Below are 13,632 nucleotides of genomic sequence, written 5' to 3' on the forward strand. Positions count from 1 at the left end.
AGAGATTGAGCGAATAATGCCAATGGCCACTTCCTCAAAACCCAATGCTCATGAACGAACGTACTACAAGGATAACAAAGATGGGGCGAAAATAGATTTTCCTAATAGGGTAATCGAGCCGGAAGTTCACTTGTGAAGCAAAATATAGTCGTTCTGCATCCTCTCGAACAAGACTGAAGAAAAAGGCCGTCAGAACATATTGCTACGTTCTGACGGCTCTACAAGCACTGGAAGTCTATTTATTGATCGATCATCAATTTACTTCTCATTATTGCCTCCGCCCATCTTTCCGGCTTTATTGACCTGTGCGGAAGCCGCTGGATTTTTGACGTACTTGTCCAGCCAGCCGTTCATTTCCCAAAGCATGTGCAACAGCGACTCCCTGGCATCGTAATGGTGGCTCTCGTAGGGTAGAAAAACCAGTCGTGTAGTAGCGCCAAAGCCTTTCAGGGCATTGTAATACCGCTCCGACTGAATCGGGAACGTACCGGTATTGTTATCCGCTTCGCCATGAATGAGCAACAACGGCGTTTTCATCTTGTCGGCATTCATAAACGGCGACATCTTGTTGTAAACTTCCGGCGCCTGCCAGTAGCTGCGCTGCTCATTCTGGAAACCAAACGGCGTCAGGGTGCGGTTATAGGCTCCGCTACGGGCAATCCCCGCCTTAAACAGCCTACTGTGCGTCAACAAGTTAGCTGTCATAAACGCGCCGTACGAATGACCGCCCACGCCTACACGGCTGGAATCCACAACACCTAGCCGAACACCTTCATCAATGGCCGCTTTCGCACTCGCCACCAGTTGCTCTACATACGTATCATTTGGTTCTTTATCGCCCTCGCCCACAATCGGAATGCTGGCGTTGTCCAGAATAGCGTAGCCCATCGTTACGAAAGCTGCTGCGCCCCAGTTGCCAATCCGGTTAAACTGATACGGCGACCCCGACACCTGACTCGCGGCATCTTTGCTTTTAAACTCAGCCGGGTACGCCCACAGGAACGTCGGCAACGGGCCTTGTTCTTTCTTGTAGCCAACGGGCAGATACAAGGTAGCTGTCAGGTCTACCCCATCAGAGCGTTTGTAGCGAAGTTGCTGCTTCTGAATACCTTTCAGCTGAGGGTACGGATGCGGGAAGAACGTCACCTGAACGGGGGCGATACGGGCTTTCAGATTACGAACGTAGTAGTTCGGATTTTCATCGGGCGCTTCACGCGTGGTCAGAATAACCTGCCGGGTGGCATCCAGAACCGTAATGGGTCGTTCGTAATAAGGAGCCGCCGACCGCCAGAGTTCCGTGGTTTTTTTCGTTTTCAGGTTGAGCAGGCTTACGAACGGCCGGTCTCCTTCTGGCGACGAGCCCGTTGTGTTGACCATCAGGATATCGCCAGTAGGCAAAATATTCAGGACTTCACGACCGTATTGATTGTGTTTCGTATCGGGCTGGCCCGGATTCGAGTACCTGTCCTCGTAAGAACGGTTGAAGAGAACCGACGTTTGCCAGTTCGATGGATTAACGAGTTTGGTGATGGTTTTCCGGTTTTGCCACCAGCGTTCGGTTGCCAGCGCCGTCGATTCGTTTCCCCAATCGAAATTCTCGAAACGAAATTGAGACGCGTAGATTTCTTTGGGTTGTGCTGAGAAAGGCGCATCGACCAGAAAAACCTTATCCCGGATATCGGCCTTTACTTTTGGGTCGCCATTGTCCTGCGCTACGGTGTAATAAACCGATGCTGGCGCATCCGAACGCCAGCTAAAGTCACGCGGACCCGTTGGCACACCATCGCGACTGTAGGGTACGCTCTCCTGCAACGGGCTATCGTTCAGGGCTTTTACAAGCGAACCACCAACAGCATAGATATCCGTTTTGGTGGGAAAGCGCTGAACGGGCACCAGATACGAAAAAGGTGTGTGAACTGTCTCGATCATTACGTACTGCCCATCCGGCGACGGATCAGCCGTAAGAATAATTCCCGGTTGCCCAATAGCGGTTACAGAACCGTCGAGCCCTAAGCGAGCCACTTGAGCCGTGGTATAATAGGCAAACTGCTTTTCGTCAGACGGATTTTTGAGCAGGTCCTGAAACGTAGGTGCCTGACCCCGTTTCCCCGTTACGTTTTCCTGCGTGGTTGGTCCGGCAGGTACCCGGCTCACTTCAGGAGCTGGACCACGTCCGGTCGGCACCATTTTTATAATCAGGCTTTTGCTATCGGGTAACCAGCGGTAAGGCATACCCAGGGTTGCGTTCAGAGCTACAGAACCAACTTTTTGAGCTACGGCCGTAGCTACGTCAGCCACATACAGGTCAATCCGGTTGTTTGTTGAATTCGCAAACGCAATCATTGTTTCGTCGGGCGACCACTGCACAAAACTCACACGGATAGGTGTCGGCAGGCCCGTAACGGCTTTTTCTTCCTTACCGGTTAGCTTTTTGAACTTAAGACCCGTTACGTAATCGACCCGGCTCGGGCCATTCGTGGCCGGATTCAGCCGAAGCCCAGCCAGTCTTAATTCCGGCTGCGACCATTCATCAATGCCGGGGGCTGCGTCATGTTGTAGCAGGAGCATCACATCGCCCTTCCCCGACAACGTAACGACGGGGGTTGGCGGCATGGTCACTAAATCGGCCAGCACCTTCAGGGGGTGTTTGATACGTCTGCGCATCCTGTGCGTAGCCAGCGAGCGAAAGAGCAAGTCCGGAAAACAGCCATAACCGTCGGCTTTGGCGTATGATCGTTTGATTGAGAAGCATAAATTGAGCAGAGGATTAGGTTATAAAGTTAGCTTCTCCTGCCCTTTTGCTCACTATTGGCTGTGGATTTCGTGGTAAAAAGCGGTTTATTAAAAATCGCCATAATCTACCTGCACACAGGTAAGTCCAAGCGTTCGACGCCACATATCCACCACCTGCTGACGATCATCAACCACCAGCTCGACGTAGTACTGTCCGGCAATATGCCGCTCAAACAGTTCGTGTTTGACGATGGAATCTTTCCGGTTATCATTTTTAGGCCGCATAAATAACTCGTAGTCAGCTAGCTGCCACCCGAAATACTGATTAAGCCAGGTAGTTGTTTCCGGGCGGCAGACAGAATCCCGGCCCGAAAAAAACACAATGGCATAGCCCGACGCCCGCATGGCCTGCACCAGCCGGATAATGGGCCATTTCGGCGTATCGATGCTTACCCGATGCCAGTCGAATGGAGAGCGGTCACCTTTATCAGCCACCGTACCATCGATGTCAACCAGGATACAGCGAGGCAGTGACTCATCCTGCCGACGTTGAAAAGCCGCATCGCGGGTTAGTACCTCCGACTGGAAACTAAAGTTTTTTTTGAGCACGGCGAGCTGTTCGGCCTGTCGCCTGATGACGGCCTCCCCTACCGAATCGTCGCGGTATTTATCGCGCTGAATACACTCATCAATCGGCACATCCAGCAGCTTGTATTGAATACTAACCTCGTCGAAGTGACTACTCAGCAACTTCCGAAACTCATTGAGATAGCTCTGTTTCAGATCGGTGTTGTCGATCAATACGTGCCAGCCCCGCCGTAAGCCCTCCAAGATGGCGCTTTTCTGTAGTTCATTGACAACGGTTTCAATCCGGCTTTTTTCGCGATCAGGCCAGTTTTTCCAATACTCAGGCAGCGATACGGGCAGCAGGCTCCGCCGAAAATCATCCCGGTTGACGCGCAGCCAGTTCGGATTTTCCAGACAAAATCGGCGGGCAAACGTCGATTTACCGCTTCCGCTCAGGCCCGTTAAGATTAGCACTTTCTTCATTCTTTATTCCAATTAAAATCGCTGGTTACCCCAATAATCAGTCTTCAGGTTAGTGGAATCCATTAACTCGCCTTCCTCTTTCAACTCCACTTCGCACAATTCATCCGTAGCTTTTTCCGTTTCATCGGGTTCGTCGTTTCGTGACCAGTAAAGCACCGATACTTTTGAACCCACAAACGACAACTACTTTTTCCATGAAATCTACACCATCCGTCTACGCACATTGCCTTCCGCTTACCAGTACCCTTCCAACCCTCATTAAACAGTCCATCATTTTTCTGTTAGCCAGCCTGTTTTTCCTGACTAGTTGTAAAAAAGAAAATGAAGTGAACCCGGTTACCGGCGCCGTAACGGCCAGCGCTGGCGCCGATCAGTCGGTACAGGTTGGCCAGACCGTTACGCTCGACGGTTCTGCGTCGAAAGACAGCCAGAGCAAACCCCTGTCCTATCAGTGGACGATGGTACGCAAGCCGGCCAAAAGCAACGTAACACTTACTGACCCCAACTCGTTTAAGCCAACGTTCAAAGCCGATGAGGTTGGCGAATACGAACTGGAACTTACCGTAACCAGCGCCAATGGCAAAGGTACCGACAAAGTAGTTGTGACGGCTTCTGCCGCTGAACCGCTGGCTATCAATGCCAACATTACGGTTAAAACGACCCTCGTCGACCGTATCCTCAATCCTGATCTGCCGGATTATATCGTCACAAAATCCATCGACGTAAACCACGAGCTAACCATCAATCCGGGTGTGGTGATCGCCTTCGAACGTGATGTACGGGTAAACGTGAACGATGGAGGTGGTTTACTGGTGGCACAGGGCACAGCCGATAAAAAGATCAAGTTTGTCGGCGTTCAAAAAACGAAAGGCTACTGGGTAGGTATTTCACTTTATTCGGGCAGCAATGCCAACACCATGGAGTACGTTGAGGTGATGCACGCCGGTAGCCGTACCATCTACAGCACAACGAAGTCGGCCCTGTTCATGTCGGGCGGTAATAAGGCACAGATTGCTCTGAAAAACTGTCTGTTCTCGCAGAATGATGGCTACGGTATTTATGTATACGACGGTGCTATCCTCCGCGAATTTGCCCAGAACACATTTAGCAACCACACTGAAGCGGGTATTCTGCTCGACGCACCCAACGTAGCCAAATTAGATGCAGCGTCGACCTTCACCGGCGGCAATGGGCGTAACGTAGTGGAAGTGACGCAGTCGGCTATCAAAGGTAGTAACGAGGTAGTTTGGGCGGGCTTTGCCGACAAAACGCCTTACCGGATCAGCGGTGATTTTGCGGTCGATGCGGGCTGGAAACTAAACCCCGGCGTTAGAATCGAGATGAACCGCGATGCTGTGATCCGCATCAACACCGGCGGCTATCTGCTGGCCAAAGGCACGGCCGATCAGAAGATTGTGTTCACCGGCGCCGACCAGAGCGCTCCGTACTGGAAAGGCATTATCTGCTACTCGCAGGACACTAAAAATACGCTTGAAAATGCAGAAGTAAGTAATGGTGGCAGCTCCGTAATTGTATCGGGCAAAAAAGCCAACATCGCTGTGTACGGCACAAAAGCCGCTATGTCGATCAAGAATACACGGATCAGCGGCAGCGGTGGCTACGGTGTTTTTGTGGCCTATGGCGCTTCGGCCAATACGGATCTGACAAGCGCCAATACCTTTGAAGCCAATGCGCAAACGAACGTAATGATTGAAAAATAGATAACTCTGCCTATCGTTGGCGGCAATGCTCTGAGAACCTGGTTTCGTCAGAGCATTGCTTCATTCAGACCCATGTGCAGCAGAGATTAACTCCAGCCATAAGCCACCAAAATTAGCCTTTCTACGACTCATGACCTTTCAGATTTGGGGCGCCGTCTTTATTGGAATGGTTCTGTCGATCATGTTGCTGAATGTGGTGCAGTGGATCATTTACCGGGATCGTAGCTACGGTCTCTACACCCTCTACATGCTGGCCTGGCTGTTCTATTTTGGGTTGCGGGTATATGCCTTCCGGGACTGGTTTTCAACCGAAACCAACTATTTCGTCCGGGCGGCTGCCCCTATGGGCGCTTACTACGTTTATTTCGACTTCGCCGACGCCATCCTGAATCTTCGTCAACGGTTGCCTGTTTTTTATCGTCAGTTGCAGCTCGTTAAAGTAGGAATTGTAATTTACGTAGTCGGGCAGTTTGCGCTCTGTTACGTGCCGTGGCTCTGGAATCCAACCCTTTATGAAGCGTCTTTTGTGGTAATGCGTCTGGCAATGGCCGTGCTGGGCGTATATGGCATTCGGCAGATGATGAGTTTGGGCGATGCTGTATCACGGGCCTACGCCATTGGCACCGCGTTTTTGCTGACGGGTGGACTAACTACCATGTTTCTGTCGCTAACGTACTTATGCAGCGAAGACTGGCTGGGGCCCTTCTGGGGCGTATCGCTGACCTACATGCAGTTTGGTATTATTGCCGAGCTGGTTTGTTTTTCGCTTGGCTTAAGTTATCGGCAACGACAGGCCGCCGTACGTAGCGCCGTTATGGAGCAGGAACTGACCAGCGAACGCGCCAGGCATCAACGCGATCAACTGGAAGCCGAACTGATCATGCAGCGGCTGGAACAGGAAAAAACCGAAGTACACATTCGGGCGTTGCAGGCGCAGGTAAACCCCCATTTTCTGTTCAATAGTCTTAACTCATTGAGCGCGCTTATCGACGACGACACGCAACAGGCGAGTGTTTTTCTCGACGAGTTAAGTTCGGTCTATCGGTATCTGCTACGTGCCAACGATCAGGCATTGACGCCATTGGCCGATGAACTGGCCTTTATTCGTTCCTACTGTCATTTGCTGCAAACTCGTCATGGCGATGCGTTGCAGATGGAGTGGCAGGTATCTCCGTGGCTCATGAAGCGGCAATTGCCTCCGCTTACGCTGCAACTACTGGTCGAAAACGCCGTCAAGCACAACGTAATACTAGCCAATCGACCGCTGACCATTTCCATCAGCACCAATGAGCAGGGCCAGCTTCAGGTCCGCAATAATGTTCAGCGTAAAATAATGCGCGTAGCGTCGAATGGCGTGGGACTGGCAAACATCTGGTCGAAATATCAAATCCTGAATCAACCCGCCCCAACCCTCTGCGAAGATGAAGGTCAGTTTGTGGTTACCCTCCCCCTGATCGGCGTGGATTAATTGATTATTTCGCTTCGCTGTCATTAGGCATTAGTGATAGTAGTGGTGTCGGATTCTTCAATCCGACATGCTAGGTTTCTCAAAACCTAATTTCTGATTCATTCGGTTTCAAGAAACCTCATAGGTCAGGTTTAAGAACCTGACCTCACTGGCGACACCATCGAAGAATCTACAGCCCCAATCAACAATGACCACCAACTAATTCGCGTATTTTGCCTGCATGGATTTGATAAACGTATAGCCATTTTCGGCAATGTCCCACGGATCGTTGTATTCCCGCCATACGTTGATGCTGTTCGCAAAGTCGATGTCGTTGCGGGTAAAGGCTTCAATCGTCATCCAGCCGGTATAGTTGATCTCTGCCAGCGTTCGGAACGTATCATCCCAGGGAATATGCCCATCACCGGGCGTTCCCCTGTCATTCTCGCTGATATGCACATGCGCCAGTACGGGAGCAACGGTACGTATGGCCTCCGCAAACCGTTTCTCTTCCATGTTCGCATGGTGCGTGTCGAACATAGCCCGCACGTTAGGGTGATCCGTCTGACGCACTAGTTCGGCCAGTTGCGCCATTGTGTTGCACAAATAACATTCAAACCGATTGAGCGCTTCGGGCGTCAGGACGATATTGGCCTGTCTGGCATACTCACCCGCAGCATGCAACACGCCCGCACTCCGGGCGTATTCGTCGGGCTGAGGTTCCTGCCGGGAGAACGTAGCGAAGGCCGAATGAAAAGGCCCACAGATTATCGAGGCCCCCATAGCATGCGCCCGGTCAATGGCTTCCTTCAGCCGCGTCAGGGCCTGCTCCCGCACCCTGACCGATTCGCTGGCCGGGTTTTCTTCAGAACTCATCACCATCACACACGTACTTTGCAGACCAAGCTGTTGCAAATGAGCGCCAAAGTCCCGATAGGCCGAAACGTCCTGATAATCAATAAAACATTCGATCCCATCGTAGCCAATTTTCTTGATCCGTTCGGTCATCGGGTGCATTTTCTCAGAAATCGGCGCCGACCAGGCCAGTAAATTAAATCCGACGGGTGCTGATAATAAATTAGGCATTGGGTAGCGATTAATTTTCGTTCAGGGTCTCGTCCGACTCCAAACCTGTATAATTCCTGGCATCACTTCTCCATGGGATGCTCTTTAAGTAATTGGGTTGGCGAATAAAAATCCTTTTTGCTTTCCGTAGCTGCCCGCACCTGTTTTACTTTTTCAGGAAGCACAGCAGGTCCCTGATTGCCAAAGGAGTTGCGTACATAGGTCAGTACGGCAGCAATTTCATTGTCTTTCAGCAAACCACCGAAAGGGGTCATGGGCACCTGACCCGGATACGCTTTGCCACTGACGTCTATCGGCCCCATAAGCCCCTTCAGGGCTATTTTTATCAACCGATCTTCATTGCCCGACACCCAGTTGGTGCCTGCCAGTGGCGGAAAACCCGAAGCGGTAAGACCTTTGCCGTCGGGTTGATGGCAGGTGATGCAATACCCTTCCCGGGCATAGATTTCCCGGCCCAGGGTATAGAGTTCCAGATCGTTTCCTTTAAGATGAGACGTAACGGTAATCTCTTTTTTCTGTTTAACTGGCTCATCGTTCAGGTGGGCGACGGCTGTTTCGTAAGCATGAATCGTCCAGTCGTCCATAGGCTTTTTAGCGGCCTCGGCCAGAACGGGTAGCCCTTTTTCTTTACCGATCCAGGAAGCAGCCACAATCGCGGCCAGACGTACCCGGCTATTATCATCCCGTGCAGCCTGCATCAGCAGATTAGCCTGATCCGGCACCTGATGGCCCGTATACCGTACTACCTGCACGGCTGCGGCCCGGGCATGATAGTCTTTTGCCTTCAGCATTTGCCGGAGTAAGCCCTGATCGACTTTATCCATGCCCCAGCTCACCCACAAGCCTTCCAGCAAATGGTGCTCGTATCGGGGGTCATTTTTATCCAGTCCGGCCACCCAGGTTTTCAGTTTAGCCAGCACCTGATTGGCATCGCGCCCCCTTAGCTCCCGGCGAGTACGGTATCGGGTACGGTATTCCGGAAGCTTGAGGTTATTTAACAGTTCGTCAATGCTGGCGCCATCGATTTTTGCGGGTGTGACCAGCGGCCGCGACGGGTACGTAATGCGATAGACGCGGCCATGCGAATGATCCCGCAGTGGGTCGCGGGCGTTATGCTGCATATGCCCGATTAGGATGTTGTGCCAGTCGATCAGATAAAGCGAACCATCCGGCGCAAACTCCATATCGACCGGACGAAAGTTTTTATCGTCACTAACCACCAGATCCATGCGGTGATGGCTTTTATACCCCGTACCATCGTCCTGCAGGGTATGTTCTTTCATGCCCAGAAATCCAATCGTGTTGTTGATCAGGAAATCACCCTGAATGTCATCGGGAAAATGGCGGCTCGATACAAACTCCAGCCCGGACGTAGGCCGTACCATATGATCTTTTTCAATCAACTGAACCGATTTGTGCGTAGCCTCTCCGTAACGGGGCAAAACGGTTCCGGGCATCATCCAGCGAACGTCGGGGCTTGAGGTTTCGGCAAAAAATGGTTGTCCCCAGTCGTCAAAAGCAATTCCCCACGGATTCGGAATAGACAGCTGAGCCGTACGCTCCAGTTTGTGCCGTTGTGGCGTATACCGATAAAATCCTCCATTGGTCGCCCGTACCGGCCCGTAAGATGTTTCAACATTGGTATGCAGGAAAACCCCTTCGCCGGAGTAAATGGCCCCCGATGGGTCAACCGTGAAGGCATGGCTGTTGTGGTGCGTATCGTGATCGTCGTAGCCGCTCAGCAGAATCGTCACGTTGTCGGCCCGGTCATCGCCGTTTGTGTCGGTAAATAGTTTCAGATTCGTTCCCTGCGAAACGTACACGCCTTCTTTGGCAATTTCAAAGCCCAGCGGCAGATGCAGGCCATCCACAAAAACCGTTTGCTTGTCGGCCTTTCCGTCGCCGTTGGTATCTTCCAGAATCAGAATTTTATCGTTTGGCTTGGTATCGCCCGGCTTGTAGTGCGGATAACTGGGCATACAGGCCACCCAAAGCCGTCCTTTGTTGTCGAACGACATCTGCATGGGTTTCGCCAGATCAGGAAACTCCTGTTCGGAAGCAAACAGCTCGATTTTATAGCCCTGCGGCACTTTCAGTTTGCTAAGCGCATCCTGCCCATACAGGTACGTCAGACTGCCGTTCTTTTCCGGATTGAAGTTGGTTTTCACCGCCGGTAGCGGAGTAGTGTTCTTGTCGGCAGCAGCTACGTCCATTTTTTTGCCCTGAGTTGCAGCCAGCCAGATGGCCGTATCCCGAATGGCCGTCATTTCGCGTATTTTCTGAATTTCGGCGGGATAATTATCCGGCCCGAACGGGTTATACCGACGCCCGTACGCGTGAACCCCATTCGGAATCTTGTAATCGTTGTGCCACATCCAGTTCTTTTCCATCACGGCATTGTGAACCAGTTGCCTATTGGTTTCATTCTTAGGCTTCGCTTTGCCAAACACCTGATCGGCCAGCAAAACGCCTAATTTTTTATAGCCCTCTTCATTGAGTTGAGAACCATCGATGGTCAGGGGTGCCTGACTGGCTTCGTACCAGCTTTTGGATGGCGTAAAGGCATCGACAAACAGCACCTTGTTTTGGTCGGCTACCTCTTTCATCGCTTTTGTGTAAAGGGCCAGATTTTCATTCTCCCGTTTCCCATTCGGAAGGTCCATCGTGGCCGATAAATCTTCAAAAGCGATAGGCGATACGATGGCCAGCTGAGGAGCCGACGTACCGTTATATTTCTGTTTTAACGTCCATTTGATAAAGGCATCGAGCTCAGCCTTATAATTGGCCAGTCCGGCAGGCCCCTGAAAGGATTCGTTGTAGCCAAAAAAAGCTACGATGACATCCGCTTTAAGGCGGGTAAGCCACTGGTCCGGCGTCTCGAAATGGCCTTCGCTGCCCGAATTGGTAGCCAGTTCGGTCTGAAATTTCTCAGCTCCCGGAAAGGCCCAGGGCGAGAATCGGCTGGCATGAGGTCGGAAGCCCGGCGTATCGCCCCCGTCGCACATGTTACGGATATACAGGGCATCGTCAGGATAACGTAGCTGCATTTCCGTTTCGAAATTGTCATAATTCATCATCCTCGACCCCAGATTGTTGCCGAGAAGAATAATGCGGGAGCCTTTCTTCACCGCAAGTGGCTCAAACTGACTGGACTGAAAGGCCGTAAAAGCCAGTATCGACAGGCCGATGGCAGCCAACCCACCTACAAGATTAATTTTCCTGGAAATAAACGATTTCATAGCGTCAGGATTTTTTAGGATGACCGTACGGTACGTCGATAGCAATTTTCCCTTTCCATCGTTTCGGGACTGGCAAGCCTAATTCCCAGTGAATGGCATTGATAACCAGCCGCTGAAACGCTTCGACCTGAAAATCCTCAGGGTGGCCCATCGTAGTCATGAACGCTTTGCCGCCCCACTGGTTTTGCCAGGTCCAGGCTACCGGATTGTCAATCGCTTCCTTATCGGGATTGATCGATTTGCCCATCAGCAAGGGCACAGCCCCCTTGGCCGGATAGTCGGGCAGAACGCGGTAAAGCCAGGACGCTACGTGAAACGAAGGGGCAACGCCCGTCAGGATCGGGTTGTTAGCGGCTGCCGGAATAATCGTTACGTCGGTGGTGCTTTTATGGCCGTAGTGGGTGTGCTGAGCCTTGCCGCCCCAACCCGGAGGGGCCCCAAACGCGAACTCACCGAACGCATTCCAGCGTTTGCGGTCATCGCCATCGGGGTAGTTAAAGGCGTGGGTCGTTGTGCGAAAACCCATTACAGGTTTGCCGGATTTGAGGTAGTCGTCAATGTAATTCAACTGCTCCTGAGGAAGCAGCCGCCAGCGCAGAAAAAAAACGGCCAGGTCAGCCTCCCGCAATACTTCCAGACCCGGAATATCTTTCTCGCCATTATAATCCGGCACCGACTTCAGGACCTTCGTTCGCATTCCGTAGTTCTTTTCCAGCTCAGCCGCAATGAGTGGCAGCGTCAGTTCGCCACTGTACTCATGATCGCCGGTCACAAACACTACGTAGGGTTTATCGGCTTTTGCGGAAGAAGATTTGAGCTGATTGGCCAGAACATCAACCGGGCTGGCTATGCCCGTTACGGCCAGCACACCGGCAGCTTGCTTGAGAAATGCGCGTCGTTTGGTTTGCATGAAAGACTGGTTAATGAAAGAGAATCAACCTACCTTTCTAAGAGAGTTTCAGCACAGATTTACTTATGGCGGGGATTTCTCGCCGATCAATTCGATGAAATTAAGCCACGCTCTCCGGCTCCCGACGTACCACTTCAGCCCGATATCGCTGCCGGAAATACAGATAAGACGCAATGACCAGCAGGCTGTAGAAGATCGCCAGAATATAAGCCCCATCCATGAAAAATTCGCGGAAACTGATATTGGCGTGACCAAAGTTCTTGTACAACAGTACAGCCACACTGCCCAGATACCCGTACCAGTCGGCCAGCGTCACAATAAACCCTACGGTACTGGCGTACCGAAAAGCGGCTACCAACCGCTCGAAATACAGGCCGTTGCAGGGAACATAGCCCATATACAGGCCCAGCCCCGTGAGCAGAAACCAGTTGCCAGCGGATATCAAATTAAGTGAATAGGCATACGTACTGACGCCTACCAGTAGCCCCCCAGTAGCATGATGCCGTTCAGCAGAGCAAACGCCCGGAAATTATCGTTTACCCGCTGGAGCAATGCCATTACAATCAGTACCCCAACGGCCACCATCGTTTCGGTTTTGGCAAAGATGCCAGGGTTATCGACGCCAGCATCCCGCAGAATTTCGGGGCCGAAGTTGTCGCGGAAATCCCGGAAGGCCGATAGCAATACGTACGAAATAATCAGCAGCACCAGCCCCGGCCCAAAATTCTGAATAAACGCCCGACGGTCGGCGGCAAGCATTGGTACGCGAACAGTACGTTGCGCGCGATCTTCAGCCGTGGGCGGAGGCAGCAGCGTTAATGCATAAACTGATATCAGTAGCGGCAGCACAAACAGACTGCCGGTTACGAACGGTAGCCAGAACTCCGATACACCCCATTCGCTTTTGATGGTCAGCGCCACCGTTTTGACGAATCCTGACGCAAAAATAAACGAGGCTGTCAGACCAGCGACCAGCGCATCCGTTTGTCGGCGACCCTCCAGAAAGCCAAGCATAATTCCATAGACCATACCCAGCGGCAGGCCGTTCAGAAACAGAAAAATGATGTTCCAGGGAGCCGGAACAAGGGCAAAACCCAGCAATGCCAGCAACGCGATGCCGACAAACAAGAGCAGATTAGCCGCCCTCCGTCCCGGCGACATTTCGGAAACCACCTTTACGCCAATGCGCTTGGACATGGCATACCCGAAGACCTGCGCCGTAATGAGCCATATTTTATAACTGATATCCGCGAAAAACATTCCCTCGAACGTAACGGCGGTAATTCCTTTCCGGAAGGCATACATGCAGGCATAGGTGCAGAAAGCCGCCGTAGCCCCGAAAAGCATGAACACGGTCGGATGCCGAAGAAAAGCGGGAGAACGCATCAAGGATTAGTTTAGGGGTTGAGCATCATTCGGCCGACAAACTACAAACCAAAATGATAC

Annotated in this window: 7 protein-coding genes and 2 pseudogenes; 2 read left to right on the top strand and 7 right to left on the bottom strand. The window is 51.8% G+C overall.

All coding sequences use genetic code 11. From position 1 onward, the window contains the following. Window positions 1-258 precede the first annotated feature (258 nt). From LN737_RS00405 to LN737_RS00415, 3 genes and pseudogenes are all read right to left on the bottom strand, one after another. Window positions 259-2,752: pseudogene (locus tag LN737_RS00405) on the bottom strand (prolyl oligopeptidase family serine peptidase). 89 nt (window positions 2,753-2,841) lie between these two features. Then, window positions 2,842-3,783, bottom strand: a complete 942-nt coding sequence (locus LN737_RS00410; protein WP_405515218.1) for an AAA family ATPase — start codon at window positions 3,781-3,783, stop codon at window positions 2,842-2,844. 12 nt (window positions 3,784-3,795) lie between these two features. Next, entirely contained in the window at window positions 3,796-3,957 is a 162-nt protein-coding gene (locus LN737_RS00415) for a hypothetical protein (protein WP_405515220.1), read from the bottom strand. Window positions 3,958-3,977: 20 nt separating this feature from the next. Here LN737_RS00415 and LN737_RS00420 point away from each other — a divergent pair, with 20 nt between their 5' ends. Continuing rightward, window positions 3,978-5,504, top strand: a complete 1,527-nt coding sequence (locus LN737_RS00420; RefSeq protein WP_405515222.1) for a right-handed parallel beta-helix repeat-containing protein — start codon at window positions 3,978-3,980, stop codon at window positions 5,502-5,504. 130 nt (window positions 5,505-5,634) lie between these two features. Next, window positions 5,635-6,972 carry a sensor histidine kinase gene (locus LN737_RS00425; protein WP_405515224.1) on the top strand — a complete coding sequence of 446 codons (1,338 nt, stop codon included), beginning with the start codon at window positions 5,635-5,637 and terminating at the stop codon, window positions 6,970-6,972. A gap of 198 nt (window positions 6,973-7,170) precedes the next feature. Here LN737_RS00425 and LN737_RS00430 read toward each other — a convergent pair whose 3' ends face one another. From LN737_RS00430 to LN737_RS00445, 4 genes and pseudogenes are all read right to left on the bottom strand, one after another. After that, window positions 7,171-8,037 (bottom strand): sugar phosphate isomerase/epimerase, encoded by an 867-nt coding sequence (locus tag LN737_RS00430; RefSeq protein WP_405515226.1) that lies wholly within the window; start codon window positions 8,035-8,037, stop codon window positions 7,171-7,173. 62 nt (window positions 8,038-8,099) lie between these two features. Continuing rightward, a complete protein-coding gene (locus LN737_RS00435) occupies window positions 8,100-11,276 on the bottom strand; it encodes a PVC-type heme-binding CxxCH protein (RefSeq protein ID WP_405515228.1) in 3,177 nt (1,058 codons plus the stop codon). A 4-nt stretch (window positions 11,277-11,280) separates the two neighbouring features. Further along, window positions 11,281-12,186, bottom strand: a complete 906-nt coding sequence (locus LN737_RS00440; protein ID WP_405515230.1) for a ThuA domain-containing protein — start codon at window positions 12,184-12,186, stop codon at window positions 11,281-11,283. Between the two features lie 100 nt (window positions 12,187-12,286). Continuing rightward, window positions 12,287-13,572 (bottom strand): annotated as a pseudogene (locus LN737_RS00445) (DUF5690 family protein). Between the last annotated feature and the right edge of the window lie 60 nt (window positions 13,573-13,632).

The organism is Spirosoma sp. KNUC1025 (assembly GCF_045160025.1).
Taxonomy (GTDB): Bacteria; Bacteroidota; Bacteroidia; order Cytophagales; family Spirosomataceae; genus Spirosoma.

Coding starts and splice junctions, on each gene's coding strand:
- LN737_RS00435 (WP_405515228.1), bottom strand. CDS start 11,276: ATGAAATCGTTTATTTCCAGGAAAATTAATCTTGTAGGTGGGTTGGCT.
- LN737_RS00420 (WP_405515222.1), top strand. CDS start 3,978: ATGAAATCTACACCATCCGTCTACGCACATTGCCTTCCGCTTACCAGT.
- LN737_RS00440 (WP_405515230.1), bottom strand. CDS start 12,186: ATGCAAACCAAACGACGCGCATTTCTCAAGCAAGCTGCCGGTGTGCTG.
- LN737_RS00410 (WP_405515218.1), bottom strand. CDS start 3,783: ATGAAGAAAGTGCTAATCTTAACGGGCCTGAGCGGAAGCGGTAAATCG.
- LN737_RS00430 (WP_405515226.1), bottom strand. CDS start 8,037: ATGCCTAATTTATTATCAGCACCCGTCGGATTTAATTTACTGGCCTGG.
- LN737_RS00425 (WP_405515224.1), top strand. CDS start 5,635: ATGACCTTTCAGATTTGGGGCGCCGTCTTTATTGGAATGGTTCTGTCG.